This is a genomic window from Dyella telluris (assembly GCF_014297575.1).
GTDB classification, from domain to species: domain Bacteria; phylum Pseudomonadota; class Gammaproteobacteria; order Xanthomonadales; family Rhodanobacteraceae; genus Dyella; species Dyella telluris.
In genome coordinates, this window is record NZ_CP060412.1 from 1,726,080 (window position 1) to 1,745,114 (window position 19,035).

14 protein-coding genes are annotated in these 19,035 nt (G+C 65.5%); 9 read left to right on the forward strand and 5 right to left on the reverse strand.

Going from position 1 to position 19,035, the window contains the following annotated elements; all coding sequences use genetic code 11:
- Positions 1-250: 250 nt before the first annotated feature.
- The 8 genes from H8F01_RS07880 (at position 251) to H8F01_RS07915 (ending at position 9,404) form a co-directional block, all read left to right on the forward strand.
- Entirely contained in the window at positions 251-3,154 is a 2,904-nt protein-coding gene (locus H8F01_RS07880) for a TonB-dependent receptor domain-containing protein (RefSeq protein ID WP_187058445.1), read from the forward strand.
- 254 nt (positions 3,155-3,408) lie between these two features.
- Complete coding sequence (locus H8F01_RS07885; protein WP_187058446.1) at positions 3,409-4,029, forward strand: ParB-like protein; 621 nt, start codon at positions 3,409-3,411, stop codon at positions 4,027-4,029.
- Positions 4,030-4,600: 571 nt separating this feature from the next.
- Positions 4,601-6,703 carry an ATP-dependent DNA helicase DinG gene (dinG, locus tag H8F01_RS07890; protein WP_187059208.1) on the forward strand — a complete coding sequence of 701 codons (2,103 nt, stop codon included), beginning with the start codon at positions 4,601-4,603 and terminating at the stop codon, positions 6,701-6,703.
- Entirely contained in the window at positions 6,700-7,254 is a 555-nt protein-coding gene (locus tag H8F01_RS07895; protein ID WP_187058447.1) for a HutD/Ves family protein, read from the forward strand. Before dinG ends, H8F01_RS07895 begins: the two co-directional genes overlap by 4 nt.
- A 195-nt stretch (positions 7,255-7,449) precedes the next feature.
- Positions 7,450-8,028 (forward strand): NnrU family protein, encoded by a 579-nt coding sequence (locus tag H8F01_RS07900; RefSeq protein ID WP_187058448.1) that lies wholly within the window; start codon positions 7,450-7,452, stop codon positions 8,026-8,028.
- A gap of 80 nt (positions 8,029-8,108) precedes the next feature.
- Positions 8,109-8,306, forward strand: coding sequence for a hypothetical protein (locus tag H8F01_RS07905; protein WP_187058449.1), 198 nt, complete (start codon positions 8,109-8,111; stop codon positions 8,304-8,306).
- Complete coding sequence (locus H8F01_RS07910) at positions 8,307-8,900, forward strand: DUF938 domain-containing protein (protein WP_187058450.1); 594 nt, start codon at positions 8,307-8,309, stop codon at positions 8,898-8,900.
- Between the two features lie 81 nt (positions 8,901-8,981).
- Complete coding sequence (locus H8F01_RS07915; RefSeq protein WP_222615734.1) at positions 8,982-9,404, forward strand: YchJ family protein; 423 nt, start codon at positions 8,982-8,984, stop codon at positions 9,402-9,404.
- 114 nt (positions 9,405-9,518) lie between these two features.
- Here the strand turns inward: H8F01_RS07915 and H8F01_RS07920 are convergent, their stop codons facing one another.
- The 3 genes from H8F01_RS07920 to H8F01_RS07930 all read right to left on the reverse strand — a co-directional run bounded on the left by H8F01_RS07920 (position 9,519) and on the right by H8F01_RS07930 (position 12,055).
- Positions 9,519-10,280, reverse strand: a complete 762-nt coding sequence (locus H8F01_RS07920; protein WP_187058451.1) for an NRDE family protein — start codon at positions 10,278-10,280, stop codon at positions 9,519-9,521.
- A 75-nt stretch (positions 10,281-10,355) separates the two neighbouring features.
- Positions 10,356-11,225, reverse strand: coding sequence for a methylglyoxal synthase (locus tag H8F01_RS07925; RefSeq protein ID WP_187058452.1), 870 nt, complete (start codon positions 11,223-11,225; stop codon positions 10,356-10,358).
- A 14-nt stretch (positions 11,226-11,239) separates the two neighbouring features.
- Positions 11,240-12,055, reverse strand: a complete 816-nt coding sequence (locus H8F01_RS07930; protein ID WP_222615735.1) for a helix-turn-helix transcriptional regulator — start codon at positions 12,053-12,055, stop codon at positions 11,240-11,242.
- Between the two features lie 77 nt (positions 12,056-12,132).
- On the opposite strand from H8F01_RS07930, the gene H8F01_RS07935 reads away from it, so the two are divergent.
- Positions 12,133-12,891 (forward strand): class I SAM-dependent methyltransferase, encoded by a 759-nt coding sequence (locus H8F01_RS07935; RefSeq protein ID WP_187058454.1) that lies wholly within the window; start codon positions 12,133-12,135, stop codon positions 12,889-12,891.
- A gap of 100 nt (positions 12,892-12,991) precedes the next feature.
- Here H8F01_RS07935 and H8F01_RS07940 read toward each other — a convergent pair whose 3' ends face one another.
- Together H8F01_RS07940 and gltB are read right to left on the reverse strand one after the other, a co-directional pair.
- A complete protein-coding gene (locus tag H8F01_RS07940) occupies positions 12,992-14,431 on the reverse strand; it encodes an FAD-dependent oxidoreductase (RefSeq protein ID WP_187058455.1) in 1,440 nt (479 codons plus the stop codon).
- Positions 14,428-18,870: a glutamate synthase large subunit gene (gene gltB / locus H8F01_RS07945; protein WP_187058456.1), complete on the reverse strand. Its 4,443-nt coding sequence runs from the start codon at positions 18,868-18,870 to the stop codon at positions 14,428-14,430. Before gltB ends, H8F01_RS07940 begins: the two co-directional genes overlap by 4 nt.
- Positions 18,871-19,035: the final 165 nt, after the last annotated feature.

Genomic DNA, 19,035 nt, shown 5'->3' on the forward strand with positions numbered 1-19,035 from the left:
TCCGCGCCCTGCCGGAGTGTCATCGCAAGCCCGTCAGCTGTAGTCCAGCACCACATGACTTCCTACCTACCTTCGTAAGAAACTACCGATTTCGTCAGTTTGGCGTAAGTTCATTGTGATCATATCGCAACAACTTGCTCACATCCCCGTAGCAAGTTGCGAACCCCAAGCTGGCATCAGTTCACCCGGGGAGCGGGTGACGTAGCGCGATGTCGGCGCCGAAAAGACCCACACCGTAGGGAGGCGGTCAATGAAATTCACTTCGTCTTACGCCCGTAATCTTCTCGCTCTGGCCTGCATGGCAGCCATCGCCGGTCCGGCCATGGCCCAGACCGACGGCAACACCGATGCCGATGCCAAGAAGGCGTCCAATCTCGAAGCCGTGACCGTTACCGGCTCGCGCATTTCCAACCCCAATGTGATCTCGCCCACGCCCATCAGCGTGCTGTCGGCGGCCGAGATCAAGGCCACGGGCGCCATCAACATCGGCGACCTGATGACGACGCTGCCGCAGCTGGCAACCTCGTTCACCATGGGCAACTCCAACCGCTTCATCGGCACATCCGGTGAGTCGTTCCAGGATCTGCGCAACCTCGGCACCAGCCGCACGCTGGTGCTGGTGAACGGCCGCCGCTTCGTCGGTGCCAGCGCGGGCGACACCGCGGTGGACGTGAACATGATCCCCGCCGACTGGGTCGAGCGCGTGGAAATCATCACCGGTGGCGCCTCGGCCGTGTACGGTGCCGACGCCGTGACCGGCGTGGTCAACTTCATCCTGAAGAAGGACTACCAGGGCGCCAACCTGCACGCCCAGCTTGGCAGCTCCGAGCACGGCAACTTCAACAAGGGCCTGGTGTCGCTGACCGGCGGCATGAACTTCGCCGACAACCGCGGCAACATCGCCGGCTCGGTGGAACATTCCGAGCAGGACGAGCTCATGTTCCACGACCGCTTTGGCGACAAGGCCTACGCCTCCATCCTGACGCCGGACGGCCCGTACGATGCCGCGCTGTACAACAACGGCGGCGGCTATACGAACTACGCCGGCGGCACCTTCTCCACCGGCAGCGCCACGGCGATCAACAAGCGTTACGTGTTCAACCCGGATGGTTCGGTGCGCCACCAGAATTTCTACGGCGCGTATGACAACACCGGCCGCTGCAACGCCTGCGATCGCACGGACGTGAACCAGGTGATCCAGCTGCAGCCGAAGTACAAGCGCACCACGCTCAGCGGCGTTGCTTCGTTCGACATCACGCCCGAGCAGCACCTGTACGCGGAAGGCAACTACAGCCACGTCGACGTGACCAAGACCGGTCAGCCGGCCTTCGGCAGCGGCGGCAGCGCATACATCATCACCCGCGACAACGCCTACATCGACCCGACGCTTGCCGCGGTGATGGACGCGAACAACCTGAAGTCGATCAAGGTGGCGCGCTTTGACGTGGACGCCGGCCTGCGTGGCGAAGACACCAAGCGCAACACCACGCGCGGCGTCATCGGCGCCAACGGCGTGATCACGGGCGACTGGCAGTACGACGCCTCGCTGGTCTACGGCTGGACCGATGAAACCCGTCACAACTTCAACAACCGCATCAACGATCGCTTCTACGCCTCGATCGACGCGGTGCGCGACGGCAACGGCAACATCGTCTGCCGTTCCACGCTGAACCCCAACTCGACCAACCCGAACGCCGGCGGCGTGCTCGATCCGATCGCCCTGGGCGGCGGTTGCGTGCCCACCAGCATCTTCGGCGCGGGCGCGATCAACCCGGCGGCGGCGCAGTGGTTCAACACCACCACCACCACCACCTCGCGCCTCACGCAGTTCGTGGGCGGCGGTACCGTCACCAACAACAACCTGTTCCAGATGCCGTTTGAGGCGGGCGCTGCCAGCCTCGTCGGCGGCGTGGAATTCCGTCGCGAAAGCAGCCGTCAGGTCACCGACCCGCTGGACGTCGCCGGCCTGACCTTCCTCAACGCCATTCCGCCGTCCAGCGGCGCGTATGACGTGAAGGAAGGCTTCGTCGAAACGGCCATGCCGCTGTTGTCGGGCCGTCCGTTCGCCGAGAACCTGACCTTCGACGCCGCGGCACGCTTCTCCGACTACAGCACCGTGGGCCACACCAAGGCCTGGCGCTGGGGCCTGGACTGGGCCATCGACGGCAACGTCCGCCTGCGCGGTACCGTGTCCGCTGCCGTGCGCGCGCCGAACATCGGCGAACTGTTCGGCGGCCAGTCGCAGAACTACTTCACCATCACGGACCCGTGCTCGGCGAAGCAGATCAAGAACGGTCCGGATCCGTCGGTGCGTGCAGCCAACTGCGCGGCGCTGGGCATCCCGGCCGGCTGGACCTCCAGCAACTCGGCCACCATCGCCGGCGTCTCGGGCAGCAACCCCGACCTGAAGCCGGAGCATGGCCGCACCTGGACCGGCGGCATCGTGCTGACCCCGGAATTCATGCCCGGCTTCGGCCTGACCATGGATTACTGGAACATCAAACTGACCGATGCCATCAGCGCGCCCAGCGGCACCGACATCGCCAACCACTGCGTGGATTCCACCACCGGCATCAACAACATCTACTGCAGCAATGCCCAGCGCGGTGACGACCACGAGTTGAACTTCATCAACTCGATCAACCAGAACATCTCCGCACTGAGCACGTCGGGTATCGACTTCGGCGCTTACTACTCGCACGAGGTCGGCCCGGGCAAGCTCGGCCTGAACCTTGATGCGACTCGCGTCATCGCCTACACCGAGCACCCGTTCCAGGACGACCCGAGCAACACCGTGCAGGACAACGGCGTGATCGGTTACCCGAAGTGGAAGGGCATCCTGCGCGCCACGTATACGATGAACAACTGGTTGTTCAACTGGAACACGCGCTACTTCTCCTCGATGCTGCGCGTGAGCAACGAGAGCTACGAGTCGAACCCGACGCAGGCCACGCCGATCAAGGCGGGCGCCGGCTTCTTCAACGACGTGAAGGCCAGCTACACCTTCGGCAAGAGCGGTTGGCAGGCGTATGCCGGTGTCACCAACGTGTTCGACCGCGATCCGCCGGTCAACATCTTCGGCAACACCTTCGGTGGCGGTCTGTACGACGCGATCGGCCGCGCTTACTACGCGGGCTTCAACTTCAACTTCTAAGCCTGGGTGGCAGCCCGGAAATTGGGGTTGAAAAGGGCCGGCATCTGCCGGCCCTTTTTTTTGCGCATCCGCAAGCACGCAAATCGCAACTCGCTGCGATCGGTGCGTTCCCATGCTTTCTTGCTGCCTGCTGACCGCGACCGCCGCGGTCAGCGTTCACCACGCGACCATGGTGTAGCCTCGGGATCACATTCGATAGTGCATGCGACTTCGTTTGCGCGTGCATCGACGTGTCATCGCGGAGGAGCGTTCCCATGTGGTCCATTCGAGAGCCCGTGCTCAAACCGGTTGCCATCAAGAAGCTGCGGCCGACACAGATCACCGTCGGCATGCGCGAAGTGAAGGAAAAGCGCGAACACTGGCGTCGCCTGCCCGACAAGGAGAAGGTGGATTTCCTCGGCCACCACATGATTCCGGTGATCCATGGGCCCAAACAGCGCGACTACATCATCGACCATCACCACCTGACCCGGGCGCTGCTCGACGAAGGCGCCGAGCATGTGTTCGTGGTCACCGTGGCCGACCTGAGCAGCCTGGATCAGGAGGCGTTCTGGACCTTCCTCGATCACCATGCCTGGGTCTTTCCCTATGACGCCAAGGGCAAGCGTCGTGGCTACAACGAGATTCCGCGCACCGTTGCCGAGCTGAAGGATGATCCTTACCGCAGCGCCGCTGGCGAACTGCGACGAATCGGGGGCTACGCCAAGGACACGACGCCTTTCAGCGAATTCCTCTGGGCCGACTTCCTGCGCCGACAACTGAAGCTCTCGCAGGTGGAGAAGGACTTCACCGCCGCCATGAAGAAAGCCTACAAACTCGCACGCGGACCGGAGGCCAAATACCTGCCCGGCTGGTGCGGTCCCATTGGCGCGTGAGTGTGGACGCCAGTGCCATCCCGCCGACCGCTGGTGACCCCAAAAGAAAAGACCCCCTTGCGGGGGTCTTTGTTGGGGAAGGGCCGGGGCTAAGGGGAGGGACCCGGCCCTTTGCCTCCGCGACATATGGGGATGAAGACCGGAGGCAGGAACAGGTTACCCGGTGCCGCAACAGCACTCTGTCGTCCTCTTCCGATGCTGGTGTCACCCGATAGCCCGCGGGGAAATCGGCGCCGTTTCTGCAATTGAGAGCGGTCCGATAGCCCGAAAGTGCACGCATCGGAACAATACCGCTTACCCCACATGCGCAAGGAATGTTGTATGGGCCCGCGGTGACGCGCGCGACGAATCCGGGGATTAGGCCGCTGAGTGCTCAGCAGCCTGGATACGTAGGGGCTTTCAGCAAGCTTGGTGTAGGGAATTCGCGGATGACCCTGTCATCCGCCTTTTTTTGTCCGCTGTTCAGTGGGTTGCCGCTTTCAGGGCAAGCGGACTCCGGCCGTCCCGGCAGACGGAGGGCGGGCATGCGAGAATGGCCGACCGACGCGACGCCTCGCGCCTTATCCGCTCCATGCTGACCGATACCACCAAAGACGCGATCCGCGCTGCCTATACGCGCCTCAAGGACGGCCTGCCCGGCTTTCGTGCGCGCGCATCGCAGGGAAAGATGATCGCCGAGGTGGCAAAGGCGCTGGCGCAGGAAGGTGGCGCTGCCGTGATCGAGGCGCCTACCGGCACTGGTAAGTCGATGGCTTACCTGATCGCCGGTGTCGAAGTGGCACGCGCGCAGAAAAAGAAGCTGCTGATCGCCACCGCCACGGTGGCGCTGCAGGAGCAGCTGGTCCAGCGCGACATCCCGCTCTATCTCAAGCTCAACGGTACCGAAGCAAAAGTGGCCTTGGCCAAGGGCCGTGGCCGCTACCTGTGCCCGCGCAACCTCGCCATGGCCAGCAACAGCCTCAACGAAACCTCACAGATGGGGCTGGGTTTCGACGCGGATCTGGCGCTGTGGACCAAGCCGCCGCAGGAACGCGACAAGAAAGCGCTCGCCAAGCTGATGGACCTGTTCGACCGTCACGAGTGGGACGGCGATATCGATGCCGCGCCCGAGCCGGTCAGCGACGTGCTGCGCCCCATGATCACCACCAGCGCCGGTGGCTGCACCAGCCGCAAGTGTGCGCACTTCATGCAGTGCCCGTTCTTCGCGGCGCGCCGTGCGGTGGGCGATGCCGAGATCATCGTGGCGAACCAGGACCTGGTGCTCGCCGACCTGACCATGCCGCGCGAGGAAGAGGGTTTCGGCGGCGTGATCCTGCCCAAGCCGGACGAAACGCTGTACATCTTCGACGAAGGGCACCACGTGCCGTCGAAGGCCATCGACCGCGGCGCCGCCGAGGTGTACATGAACGCGGCGGTGCGCCAGCTGAGCCGCCTCGGCCGCCAGATCCATGCCGCCTATTCGCTGACCGACAAGGAAGTGATCGGCAAGCTGTCGCTCGATGCGGGCGACCAGAAGCTGCAGGATCTCAGCAACGGCCTGGAAGAACTGGAGAAGGAAATCCGCCTGGGCTGGCTGCCTTCGCCCGACGACCGCGAACCGATGTACCGCGGTTCGCTGGGCCAGCTGCCGGAAGCCTGGGTGGAACACGCGCGTGCACTCTACGTGTTCACCGGCGAAGTGGAACGCTGGATAGGCGCGGTGCGTCGCGCCGTGCTGGAAATGACTGAAACCGGCCCCACCCACGAGGCGCTATCGCGCGAATTGGGCATGGCGCTGGAACGCATCGACCGCCAGGTGCGCACATGGCGCGCATGGTCGGCCACCGATGGTGACAACACGCCGCCGCTTGCTCGCTGGGTCACGCTGAGCAACGACCAGCAGCTGGTCTGTCACGCGTCATCGGTATCTGCCGGCGGACTGTTGCGCAGCATTCTTTGGGGCAACGCGAGCGCCGTGGTGATGACCTCGGCCACGCTGAGCGCCGGCGGCAACTTCCGCGGCTTCGCCGACGCCGTGGGTCTGCCCGACGAGTCGGTCACGCTGAGCCTGCCCTCGCCATTCGATCTCGCCGCGCAGGCACGGCTCGAAGTACCGGCCATGCGCTCGCTGCCCGATGCGCGCGAAGAGCACGTGCAGGAAATCTGCGACTGGCTGGCCGACCACCTCGACTGGAACGCCGGCAACCTCGTGTTGTTCACCTCGCGCGCCAAGCTCGACCGCGTGCTGCAGAAGCTACCCATCGAGTACGTGCGCAAGGTGCGCGCGCAAGGTTCGCTGGGCAAGGCGCAGCTGGTTGCCGAGCATATTGCCGATGTGGAAGCGGGCAAGGGCAGCACGCTGTTCGGCCTGGCCTCGTTCGGCGAGGGCCTGGATTTGCCTGGCAAACTCTGCGAAACCGTGGTGATCACCCAGTTGCCGTTCGCCGTGCCGACCGACCCCGTCGGCGCCACGTATGCGGAATGGCTGGAGTCGCGCGGCCGCAATCCTTTCATCGAAGTGACCGTGCCGGAAGCGACGCGCCTGCTCACGCAGTATTGCGGCCGACTGATCCGCACGGAAACCGATCGCGGCCGCATCGTGCTGCTGGATCGCCGCGTGGTGCTCAAGCGCTACGGCGAGCGCATGCTCAAGTCACTGCCGCCATTCACCCGCGTGATCGAGAAGGTCGCATGAGTTTCCATATCGTCCGAGGCGCCGACATGCAGCCCCAGCCGTGGAAGAACGGCATGGGCGTCACGCGTGAAGTGGCGCGCTTTCCGACGGATGCCGGCGGCGACGATTTCGTGTGGCGCATCAGCGTGGCCGAGGTCAACAGCGCTTCGCCGTTCTCCACCTTCCCCGGCATTGACCGCCAGATCGTGCTGCTCGATGGGGACGGTTTCACCATGACGCTGGATGGCAGCCAACCGCATGCGCTGACTACGCCGCTGGAACCCTTCGCGTTTCCCGGTGAAGCGCAGGTGGACGTGGCCATGGCCGGTGGCGCGACCCGTGATTTCAATCTCATGGTGCGGCGAGCCCGTGCCAGCGGCCACGTGCGCGTATGCCGCGAAAGCGGCAGCCACGTGCCCGAGCCCGACTGCGTGCTGGTTTATGTGGCACGCGGTCGTGCCATGACCATCGACGGCGAACTCAAGGCCGGTGATGCCTGGCTGCCGGACCGCAGCCCGTTCGAACTGGCCGACGGCAGCGTGGTGCTGATGGCGCTGGTGCAGCCACGTTAACGGCCGCTTGCTCGCTGTAGGAGCGCACTTGTGCGCGACACACCAGCACACCCACGGGCAAGCCTACTGAGTGCATAGCCTTGTGGGCTCGTGGTCGCGAACAAGTGCGCTCCTGCAGTAGGCAGACGTGCCTTCACTTCTACGATAGCCATACCGCTTATCATCGCCTCGTTCCGCCCTTCCCAAGGTGAGCCCATGGCGTTGCTGATCCTCGGTCTGGTGCTGTTCCTCGGCGTCCACTCCATCCGCATCTTTGCCAACGACTGGCGCACCCGACAGCGCGCACGGCTGGGCGAAATGCGATGGCGGGGGCTCTACTCCCTGGTGTCCATCGCGGGCTTCGTGTTGATCGTGTATGGCTTTGGCCTGGCTCGCCAGCAACCGGTGGTGCTTTACGTGCCACCGCTTGCACTACGCCACCTCAACGCGCTGTTCACCCTGCTGGCGTTCATCCTGGTCGCCGCGGCCTACGTGCCCGACAACCACCTGAAGTCCCGGCTGGGCCATCCCATGCTGGCTGGCGTGAAGGTGTGGGCGTTCGGCCATCTGCTGGCCACCGGCATGCTGCATGATGTGCTGCTGTTCGGTGCGTTCCTGCTGTGGGCGGTGGTGGATTTCGTCAGTGCCCGCCGCCGCGATCGCGCGGCCGGGGTCACCTATCCCGTGGGCACCGTGAAGGGTGACGCCATCGCCCTGTTCGGCGGCATCGTGCTTTGGGCGGCGTTCGCTTTCTGGCTGCATGGATGGCTGATCGGCGTGAACCCCATGGGGTGAAATCAGTCATCTGTGCCGCCCGGCGGCGCTGCGTTAGAGTGGCGCCGTTTCCGGCATGAGGCCGGCATGAGGATCGAGCCATGGTCGCTTTCCTGCTCTGGTTGTTGCTCCTGGTGTTCTGCTGGCCGATCGCGCTGCTGGCGATCGTGCTCTACCCCATCGTGTGGCTGCTGATGCTGCCGTTCCGCCTGATCGGCATCACCATGACCGCGGTGTTCTCGCTGCTCGGCGCCATGCTGATGCTGCCGGCGCGCGTGCTGCGCGGCCGACCGGCCTGAGTGGAAAAGCCCAACGCCCCGTCGTGCGAGCGCAATCGCGCCCCGATCCTCGACGCGGTGCGTGCACCGTTCGCCGACAGGCGGCATGTACTGGAGATCGGCAGCGGCACCGGCCAGCATGCCGTGTATTTCGCTGCAGCCATGCCCTGGCTGCAGTGGCAATGCAGCGAGCGCGAGGAACATCTGCCGGGCATCCGCCAATGGCTGGATGAGGCCGCACTGCCCAACACGCCTGCGCCTTTGGCATTGGATGTGAACGGGCCGTGGCCCGCCGAGCGCTACGACGCCGTCTTCAGTGCCAATACGCTGCACATCATGGGCTGGAACGAAGTGGAGCAGCTGTTCGCCCAACTCCAGGCGGTCACCACGGCGGACGCGAAGCTCGCCATCTACGGCCCTTTTAATGTTGGCGGTCGTTACACCAGCGAAAGCAACGCCGCGTTCGACGAATGGTTACAGGCACGCGGCGCGCACATGCGCATCCGCGACGCGGAGGCCGTGGATGCGCTGGCCCAAGCGGCGGGTTTTGCGCTGACCGATGACGTCGCCATGCCGGCCAACAATCGCCTGCGCTTCTGGCAACGCCAGCGCTGACCCGTCGATCGTTGGCATTTTTGCCCCGTTGGCGTCAGGATGCGAGCCAGAGGGCGCTCCCGGCCGCGCCCAACCCACGCCATGCGACCCTACGTGCAAGCCATCGACACGCTTACGCCCTGCCCCTGCGGCAACAGTGACGGCTACGGCCGCTGCTGCGGACTACTCCACGAAGGCGCCGTGGCGGCAACGGCAGAGCAACTGATGCGCTCGCGTTACAGCGCTTACGTACTCAAGCGCGAGACCTACCTGCTGGATACCTGGCACCACAGCACGCGCCCTGCGCACCTGAAACTGGCGACGCAACAACCTGCGCCGACCTGGCTGGGATTGACCGTGAAGCGCCATGAGAGCGAAGGCGACCGCGCCATCGTCGAATTCGTGGCGCGCCTGCGTTACGGCGGCGGCAAGGCGCAACGCATGCACGAAATCAGCCGCTTCGTGCGTGAAGACGGCCGCTGGTTTTATGTGGACGGCGAGTTTCCGGAGAAGTCGGGCGACTGAGCCGCCTCGCGCTTTTCCTGTAGGCGCGCACTTGTGCGCGACCGACCAGGCCATGCGCCGCTAACCCTTGGCATCTGTCGCGCGCAAGCGCGCTCCTACAAGGGCGGGCTCCACTTACGGCGAAAACGGAATCGCCGTTTCGCCTTCTTCCACACCGTTGGGCCCGAAGCGTCGCTCCACCACCACGCCACGTCCATCGTGGCCGATCGCCACGACGGTGCTTGCGCGCGTACCGTAACGGTCGCCACGGATGAAGGCCGATGACAACCAGCGCTCGCGCTCCAGCCCCACCCCGGTGTCGGGCAGTTGATCGTCCGGATAACCACGCGGATCAGCCAGCGCAGCGAACAAGGGCGCGAATTCGTCGTCATGGCCTGCGTCGATCCACGCACGCAGCTGCTGCATCAGCGCACGGGTTTTCGGCCAGGGCGTATTGAAATCGGCGTTGGACAGGCCGTGCACGCCGGGTTCCACCGATTGCGCACGCGAGTCCGGGCGATTGCCGATATAGAACGCGTGACTCTCATCGAAAGTCAGCAGATTGAAAGGGCGATAGTCTGCTGCCGACGCAAGCAACGTCTTTGCATGCGCCACGGCACCGCCCTCGCCGGCCAGGTAGTCCAGCGACAGCAATCCGCGCGAACGCCCCAGTTGCGGGTCGCGCGGATCGCGTACGTTGGTCACCACGCTGCAGCGACCGTCGTCGGTTACGCCCAGCCAGGTGCCGCCGGCTTCCAGATCCTTGCCGGCGACGATGGCAGGTGTATCCCAGCGCGCCAGCGGAAGACTGGGACGCGCGTGGAATTCGTCGCGGTTGCCGATCAGTACCAGGCGCCAGCGCGGATGCGCATGCCAGGCGAATGCAATCACACACATGGGGGCCATCTCCGCACGGTAACGGTGTTCACCATGAAGCCAGGCGAGCGCACAGTATGCGCCCGCCGCCCGCGATCAGCCGCGGGCACGCAACGTCGCGGCAGCCGCCCAGCGAGCCGCCACCTTGGGCGAGGTCATGCATACCGCATCGTCAGTGCGCGTGGTCACGGCACGTTCGAGCAGTTGGATATCGGCCTCGTGCTGGCGGGCCACATGCGGATCTTCGAAGAAGATCGCGCGCTGGCAACGGCGCTCGAGCACCAGATCGGCGATCTGCGCATCGCCGCCCATCGGGCCGCTCTGATAACGCTCCACCCACGCCTTGTCGGTCGGCCAGCCGCGACTCCACGCCAGCTCATTCAGGCGCTGACCGGTGGTGCCGGTGCCCACGCGATGCGAGAAGCGCGACAGCACGTCGAAATGCTCGGCGGCATAGGCCAGCATCTGCGGCTTCATCGCGTCGTGGGCGATCAGTGCCAGCGTCTGCGACTCCAGATCATGAAAGACGTTGGCGCCCGGATCAGCCTCGAGGCCGGCGTGTATGCGCTCCATCTCGATCCAGTCGCGCGCCGTGGCTACCGTGGAAATGAAAGGCTTGCCGTGGATCACGCACTGGCGCTTCAGTGCAATGGCCTCGGGGAAGATCGACGACGGATCGACCGGATCCATCAGGTAGATCGCGCCGTCGAGCACGCGGTCGTCGCCCAGCCCCACCACCTCGGCCACCAGCTTCATCAGGCCGCCTTCGCGACCATACGGGTAGCGTCGCAGCGGCAGGTAGCGATCCAGATAACCCGCGCGGTGGATCGCATCGTAGGTACGTCCCACCGCGTGCAGGCCCAGCTCCAGTTGGCGAATACCGACTTCGCAGGCACCCAGCCAGCGAAACAGCGCGGCATCGGCGTGGGCGTGGTGCAATTGGTTGGCGGCAAGGCCAAGGCGCATGTTCTATGACTCCGTCAGAGGGGTGTCCCGCCACCGTCAGGCAGCAGCAGGACGAGTTTCCAGTCGTTGTATCCGGCCGGCACCAGGGTCACCTGCGTATAGGCGACATGGCCGAGCCGGGGATGATTGAAGGTGCGCAGGCCGCCCTCGCGCGCGAGCACGCCCTGCGCATTCCAGTATTCCTCGAACGCCGGACTGCCATGGCGCAATGCGTCCACCAGGTCCAGCAGTGTGACATCGTCCGGATACAGCGCCGTGTCAGCGCGAAATTCCGCCACGATGCGCTGCGCGCGATGCGCCCAGTCGGTGATCAGCGTGGGCGCCGATGCATCAAGGAACACGTAGCGCAGCAGGTTGTCGTCACCGCTGTCCGCCCATGCGGCGAACAGTTCGGCAGCGGGCGCGTTCCAGCTGCGTCGCCGCCAGCCGCGGTCCAGCAGATAGGCCGGCATGGGCACGCTGGCCACGGTGCGCTGCAGTTCTGCCGGCACGGGAGCATCCGTACCGGCGCCTTGCGGCAGGGGATCCCGACGACGTGCCAGCTCGAACAGGTATCCGCGTTCCGCCGGTGACAAACCCAGGCCATCGGCCAGTCGCGACAGCGCTTCTGCCGACAGGGCCACGTCGCGCCCCTGTTCCAGCCACGTGTACCAGGTAGTGCTGATGCCCGCGCGCTGTGCAATTTCCTCGCGGCGCAGGCCCGGTGTGCGCCGCCGTCCCCGCCCCTCGCCCAGCGACGCATCCGCCGTCGCCGCTTCGCGACGGGCGCGAAGAAAGCGGGCGAGCAGGCGATGCGGGTCGTTGGAGGAGTCCAGGGTGGTACCTGTCATACCGGGATAAGTGCACAACTTACACCGGACCATGACCCTGCTGACAATGCGTACGTCATCCCACCCGAGAGAAACGCATGAATACGTCGCAGCAGCACTTCGTTGCCGGACAGTACGAACCGCGCGCACAGGATTACGTGAGCAGCGAAGTCCATCGCCAGGGCCCCGACCTCGATCAGATCGAGGCCGAACTGAGCCGTTTGCCGCCCGGCAGCGTACTGGATCTCGGCTGCGGCGGCGGCCATGTCACCTACCGCGTTGCCCCGCTGGCGCGCGAGGTGGTGGCCTGTGACGTCACCACCGGCATGCTCGAGGCGGTACGCCGCACCGCGACCGAGCGCGGCCTGCGCAACGTCACCGTGCAGGAAGCACCCGCCGAACGACTGCCGTTTGACGATGCCGCGTTCGACGTCGTGGTGGCCCGTTACACCACGCATCACTGGCACGACCGCGACGCCGGCCTGCGCGAGGCGCGACGCGTACTGAAGCGCGGCGGGCGTGCCATCTTCATCGACGTGACCTCACCCGAACACGCGCTGCTCGACAGCTGGCTGCAGACGCTGGAGCTGCTGCGGGATGTCTCCCACGTACGCAACTATCGGCTTACCGAATGGATGGCTGCACTCGCGGCAGCGCGCTTCGACGTGGATGGCATCACCCGGCGACACCTGCCGCTGCGCTTTGCCGACTGGGTGGCACGTACCCGCACGCCGGCACTGAACGTGGAGGCCATCCGCGCCCTGCAAGCCACGGCGCCCGATGAAGTGCGAGAACACTTCGCCATCGAGGCGGACGGAAGTTTCGTGCTGGACACCGTCACCTTCACGGCGAACTGATACCGGCTGAAGCGCCCACTGTGGGAGCGCACCCTGTGCGCGACGCTTTCGCAAAGGCACGTCGCGCACCGGGTGCGCTCCCACGGGGTTTTGGCGTGAATCAGGCGTGCGCCTCGACCGCCACGTCTGACGTCTGCAACAGCTGCACGATGGACGCTGCCGCCTCGCGGCCGTCATACACCGCGCGCACCACCAGGTCGGCGCCGCGCACGTTGTCGCCGCCCGCGAAGATCTGAGGGTGGCTGGTCTGGTGCGGCAGCGAGCCGCCGGCGCCCGTGACGACGCGGCCGGTCTTGTCCAGCGCCACGCCATGCGAGCGCAGCCAGTCCGGCGGGCTCGGCAGGAAGCCGAACGACTGGATGACCACGTCCGCGTCGATCACATACTCCGAGCCCGGCACATTCTGCGGACGCATGCGGCCGGAGCCATCGTCGACCAGTGCCGTTTCCACCACGCGCACGCCACGCACGTTGCCGCGCGCACCGCCCAGGATTTCCAGCGGCTGGCGCTGGAACAGGAAGTTGACGCCTTCTTCGCGGCTGTAATTCACCTCGCGCGCGGAGCCCGGCATGTTGGCTTCGTCACGGCGATACACGCAGGTCACGCTGGCCGCGCCCAGGCGGATCGCCGTGCGGTTGCAGTCCATGCCGGTGTCACCACCGCCCAGCACCACCACGTGCTTGCCACGGAAATCGAAGGCCGGCGGCGGCGCTTCGTCGCGCAGCAGGCGCTCGGTGTTGGCGATGAGGAACGGCAGCGCGTCGTGCACGCCATGCAGCTCGCGACCCGGCAGTTGCGCATCCACGTAGGTGTAGGCACCGGTGCCCACGAACACGGCATCGTACTCGTCCAGCAGCTGGCCGAATTCGATATCGCGACCCACCTCGCGGTTGAGCAGGAAACGCACACCCATGCCTTCCAGCAGCTGGCGACGGGTGCGCACCACGCTCTTGTCGAGCTTGAACGGCGGGATGCCGAAGGTCAGCAGGCCACCGATCTCGCTCTGGCGATCGTAGACATCCGCGGCAATACCCGCGCGACGCAGGCGGTCCGCACAGGCCAGGCCGGCCGGACCCGCGCCGATGATGGCCACGCGCTTGCCGGTTTCCTGCACGGCGGACAGGTCAGGCTGCCAGCCCTGGCGCAGCGCTTCGTCGGTCACCCAGCGCTCGATGCTGCCAATGGTCACCGCGCCGAACGCGGTCTGTTCCAGTGTGCACGCGCCTTCGCACAGCCGATCCTGCGGGCACACGCGGCCGCAGATCTCCGGCAGCGGATTGGTTTCGTGCATCAGCGTGGCCGCTTCCATCAGGCGGCCTTCCTGCACCAGCTTCAGCCAGTTCGGGATGTAGTTGTGCACCGGGCACGCGTGCTCGCAATACGGATTGCCGCAGTCGATGCAGCGCTCCGCCTGGGTGCCAGCCTGTTGCGAGGCGAAGTCGCCAGCGATCTCGCCGTAGCCCAGCACGCGGATGGATACCGGCACGGTGCGCGGCGTTTGTCGCTGGACGTTGAGAAACTGGAAGGTCTTGTCACTCATGCCGCGCTCCTCAGCTCGTCCGCCAGCGCAGCAAGGCTTGCCGCCTTCGGTTTCACCAACCAGAACTTGTATTGCAGGCCACGGAAGTCCGCGAGGATGCGACGGCCCCAGTCGCTGCCGGTGAGCTCCACATGGCGCGCAACCAGGCCGCGCAGGTGCTGCATGTAATGCTCCATGCCTTCCGGCGAGATGCGCAGGATGTCCACCAGCTCGTGGTTGTAGCAGTCGACAAAGGTGCGCTCGATATCGAGCACATAGGCGAAGCCGCCCGTCATGCCGGCACCGAAGTTGAGACCCACCTTGCCCAGCACCGCGACGACGCCGCCGGTCATGTATTCGCAGCAATGGTCGCCCGCGCCTTCCACCACGGCGAGCGCGCCCGAATTGCGCACCGCGAAACGCTCGCCCGCGCGGCCTGCCGCAAACAGCTCACCATCGGTGGCGCCATACAGGCAGGTGTTGCCGATGATGGACGCCTCGTTGGTGGCGAACGGCGAATCCGCCGGCGGCCGCACCACGATGCGCCCGCCCGCCATGCCCTTGCCCACGCCGTCATTCGCTTCACCGACGAGGTCGATGTGCACGCCGCCTGCATTCCACGCGCCCAGGCTCTGCCCGGCCGCGCCGTTGAGCTTCAGCAGGATGGGCTTCAGGTCCATGCCGTGGTCGCCGTAACGACGGGCCACTTCGCCGGAGAGACGTGCGCCGACCGCGCGATCGGTATTGACGATCTCGAAGGCGAACTCGCCACCGGTACGGTTCACGACTGCGTCGCGCGTGGCTTCATCGATGCGCGTGGCCAGTGCGGCCTCGTCACGCATCGGGTTGCGCGGCAGCGTGCAGGCGAAGTCCACCTTGGAACCGAGCGTGCCATGGCCGAGCAGCGGTGCGAGATCGAGCTTGTGCTGCACCGGCGTGGTGCCGTCCACCTGCTCCAGCAGGTCGGCGCGGCCAATGATCTCCTCCAGGCTCCGCACGCCGAGCCGGGCAAGGTGTGCGCGCACGTCTTCGGCGATGAAACCGAAGTAGTTCATCACCATTTCCGGCAGGCCGGTGAAGTGTTCCTTGCGCAGCACGGCATGCTGCGTGGCCACGCCCGTGGCGCAGTTGTTCAGATGGCAGATGCGCAGGTACTTGCAGCCCAGCGCCACCATCGGGCCGGTGCCGAAGCCGAAGCTTTCCGCACCGAGCATGGCGGCCTTGATCACGTCCAGGCCGGTCTTCAGGCCACCGTCGGTCTGCAGGCGCACGCGGCCGCGCAGGTCGTTGCGGCGCAGCGTCTGCTGCGTCTCGGCCAGGCCGAGCTCCCACGGCGTACCGGCGTACTTGATCGAGGTGAGGGGGCTTGCGCCGGTACCACCGTCGTGACCGCTGACGGTGATGAGATCCGCGCCAGCCTTCACCACGCCCGCCGCCACCGTGCCCACGCCCGCATGGCTGACCAGCTTCACCGAGATCAGCGCCTCGGGATTCACTTCCTTGAGGTCGTGGATCAGCTCGGCGAGATCTTCGATGGAGTAGATGTCGTGGTGCGGCGGCGGCGAGATCAGGCCGATGCCGGGCTTGGCATAACGCAGCCGCGCGATGGTGCTGTCCACCTTGTGACCCGGCAGCTGGCCGCCCTCGCCGGGCTTGGCACCTTGCGCCACCTTGATCTGCAGTACTTCGGCATTGACCAGGTACTGCGGCGTGACGCCAAAGCGGCCGGAAGCGACCTGCTTGATCTTGGACATCTTCTCGGTGCCGTAGCGCGCCGGGTCTTCGCCGCCTTCGCCGGAATTGCTGCGCGCGCCGAGCCGGTTCATGGCAATGGCCAGCGCCTCATGCGCTTCGGGCGACAACGCACCCAGCGACATGCCGGCCGAATCGAAACGACGCAGGATGTCCTGGCTCGACTCGACTTCTTCGAGCGGAATGGCCTCGCCCAGCGCACGCGGTGACAGCAGGTCGCGCAATGCCGACGGCGGTCGATGGTCGACGAAGTTCGCGTAAGCGCGATAGTCACCGGGATTGCCGGTACGCACGGCCTTCTGCAGCGTGCCGATCACGTCCGGGTTGTACATGTGGTATTCGCCACCGACCACGTACTTGTAGATGCCGCCGGCGCGCAGCGACGAAGCCTCGCTCCACGCTTCCGCTGCCAGCACCTGCTGGTCATGTTCCAGTTCGGCAAAACCCGCGCCCGAAACGCGCGACGGCGTGCCGGGGAAGCACAGCTCCACGACCTCGCGCGACAGGCCCACGATTTCGAACAGCTGCGCACCGCGATAGCCGGCCACGGTGGAGATACCCATCTTGGAAAGGATCTTCAACAGGCCCTTGCGGATGCCGCGGCGATAGCTGCGGCCGATCTCAAAGCGGTCGCTGGCGATATGGCCTTCGCGACCCAGCTCAAACAGGCTCTGATAGGCCAGCCACGGGTAGATGGCCGTCGCGCCGAAACCGAGCAGGCAGGCGAACTGGTGCGGATCACGCGGCGTCGCGGTTTCCACCAGGATGTTGCATTGACATCGCAGCGCCTGGTCGATCAGGTGCGCATGCACGGCACCCACCGCCAGCAGCGAATGGATGGGCAACAGGCCCTGCTGCGGATAGCGGTCGCTGAGGAAGACCAGCTGGCAGCCTTCGCGCACGGCCTTCTCCACCTCGCGGCAGAGACGGCGCAAGGCAGCTTCCAGTCCCTCTTCCGGCGCGTACATCAGGTCAAAGCGCGGCGTGCCGGTGAACTGCGGCAGCGCCAGCAATTGGCGCAGCTTGCGCTGCGAAAGCACCGGCGAGTTGATCAGGATCTGTTTGGCGTTCTCTGCCGTCAGATCGAACACGTTCGCTTCCGGCCCGATCTGCGTCACCAGCGACATCACCAGCTTTTCGCGCAATGGATCAATCGGCGGGTTGGTCACCTGGGCGAAGCCCTGGCGGAAACGGTCGAATAGCGGACGCACCTGTCGCGACATCGCGGCGATGGGCGTGTCGTCCCCCATCGAACCGGTGGCTTCCTGCTCCAGCTCCACCATGGCCTTGAGCACGGTCTCGCGTTCTTCGCGCGAGAGGCCGTACAGCTTCTGGTAGCGGCGCAGCTCCTCGGTGGGCAGCGGCTCGGCGGCCAGCGAGGGATCGATCAGGTCCGACTCCAGATAGCTCACGCCCGCGCGCAGCCAGTCGCGGAACGGCGCACGCTTGCGATTGATGTCGTCGATGTCCGCATCGCGCAGCAGACGGTGCTGCTGCAGGTCCACGGCGATCATCTCGCCCGGCGCCAGGCGGCCCTTGGCCACCACCTGCGACGACGGCACGTTCCACAGCCCGGCTTCGGACGCGACGATGAGATGGTTGTCCGCCGACAGCGCCCAGCGCGCGGGGCGCAGGCCATTGCGGTCCAGCGTGCACGCGGCGTAGTGGCCATCGCACATCACCAGGCCCGCCGGGCCGTCCCACGGCTCGCTGTGCAGCGCGTAGTACTCGTAGAAGGCGGCGAGGTCTTCGTCGATGCCTTCGCGCGCGGCAAAAGCCGGCGGCACCAGCACGCGCATGGCGGCGAGCAGGTCCAGGCCACCGGCGATCAATACTTCCAGCGCGTTGTCGAGGCTTTCCGAATCCGAGCCGGACTGGCGCACCAGCGGACCGATATCGGACAGATCGACCAGCGGCGACTGCAGGATGGATTCGCGCGACTGCATCCAGCGGCGATTGGCGCGGATGGTGTTGATTTCGCCGTTGTGCGCCAGCAGGCGGAACGGCTGGGCCAGTCGCCACTGCGGCGTGGTGTTGGTGGAGAAGCGCTGGTGGAACACCACTGCATCGGTGCTCAGTGCCGGATGGGTGAGATCGGCGAAAACATCGCGCAACCTGCCCGGTGCAGCCATGGCCTTGTAGCCAACCACCTGCGACGACAGCGTGACCACATAAAAGTGTTCATCGGCGGCCAGCGCGGTTTCCGCGCGACGGCGCGCACGGAACAGCGCGCGCTCGAACGTGGCATCGTCCATCGACGGTGCCGGTTCCACGAATACCTGGCGCACGTGCGGCTTGGCTGCGGCAGCGAGCGGGCCACAGGCGGCTTCGTTCACCACCACGTCGCGCCAGCCGGCCACGCGCAGGCCTTCTTCGCGCAGGTGATCTTCCAGTACGGCCGGTGCATCGCTGCCGAAGGGATCGAGGAACACCACGCCGGCGGCGAAACGCCCGCCCAGTGCAATGCCGGCTTCATCGGCAAGCGCTTTCAGCCAGCCCAGCGGACGATGGAAGAGCACACCGCAGCCGTCGCCACTGACGCCGTCGGCATTTACGCCACCGCGATGGGAAAGTTTGGCCAGCGCATCGAATGCGGTGTCCACTACCCATGCGCTTGCCCGACCGTCGATCTGTGCGACCAGACCAAAACCACAGCTGTCGTGCTCGAACGCAGCGTCGTAAAGCGTCGCTGGAACTGCCTGCGCCATCTCGCCTCCCCAGGCCGATGGTTAGAGACGCGTTGTCCCAACGGCTCCGAAGGCGCCGCTGTCACGCGTCCATAGTGTGGATTCGAATAAAGCACAGTTTGGTGCGCCGCGTCAAAGACATCTTTACGTCCAAATGAAAGTTTCATTTGGAAGTTTTTTTGGCTT

Bases quoted from the DNA above. Each gene is read 5' to 3' on its own strand.
- H8F01_RS07935 (WP_187058454.1), top strand. From the start codon at position 12,133: ATGAATACGTCGCAGCAGCACTTCGTTGCCGGACAGTACGAACCGCGC.
- dinG (WP_187059208.1), top strand. From the start codon at position 4,601: ATGCTGACCGATACCACCAAAGACGCGATCCGCGCTGCCTATACGCGC.
- H8F01_RS07915 (WP_222615734.1), top strand. From the start codon at position 8,982: ATGCGACCCTACGTGCAAGCCATCGACACGCTTACGCCCTGCCCCTGC.
- H8F01_RS07885 (WP_187058446.1), top strand. From the start codon at position 3,409: ATGTGGTCCATTCGAGAGCCCGTGCTCAAACCGGTTGCCATCAAGAAG.
- H8F01_RS07880 (WP_187058445.1), top strand. From the start codon at position 251: ATGAAATTCACTTCGTCTTACGCCCGTAATCTTCTCGCTCTGGCCTGC.
- H8F01_RS07920 (WP_187058451.1), bottom strand. From the start codon at position 10,280: ATGTGTGTGATTGCATTCGCCTGGCATGCGCATCCGCGCTGGCGCCTG.
- H8F01_RS07940 (WP_187058455.1), bottom strand. From the start codon at position 14,431: ATGAGTGACAAGACCTTCCAGTTTCTCAACGTCCAGCGACAAACGCCG.
- H8F01_RS07930 (WP_222615735.1), bottom strand. From the start codon at position 12,055: ATGACAGGTACCACCCTGGACTCCTCCAACGACCCGCATCGCCTGCTC.
- gltB (WP_187058456.1), bottom strand. From the start codon at position 18,870: ATGGCGCAGGCAGTTCCAGCGACGCTTTACGACGCTGCGTTCGAGCAC.
- H8F01_RS07900 (WP_187058448.1), top strand. From the start codon at position 7,450: ATGGCGTTGCTGATCCTCGGTCTGGTGCTGTTCCTCGGCGTCCACTCC.
- H8F01_RS07925 (WP_187058452.1), bottom strand. From the start codon at position 11,225: ATGCGCCTTGGCCTTGCCGCCAACCAATTGCACCACGCCCACGCCGAT.
- H8F01_RS07905 (WP_187058449.1), top strand. From the start codon at position 8,109: ATGGTCGCTTTCCTGCTCTGGTTGTTGCTCCTGGTGTTCTGCTGGCCG.
- H8F01_RS07895 (WP_187058447.1), top strand. From the start codon at position 6,700: ATGAGTTTCCATATCGTCCGAGGCGCCGACATGCAGCCCCAGCCGTGG.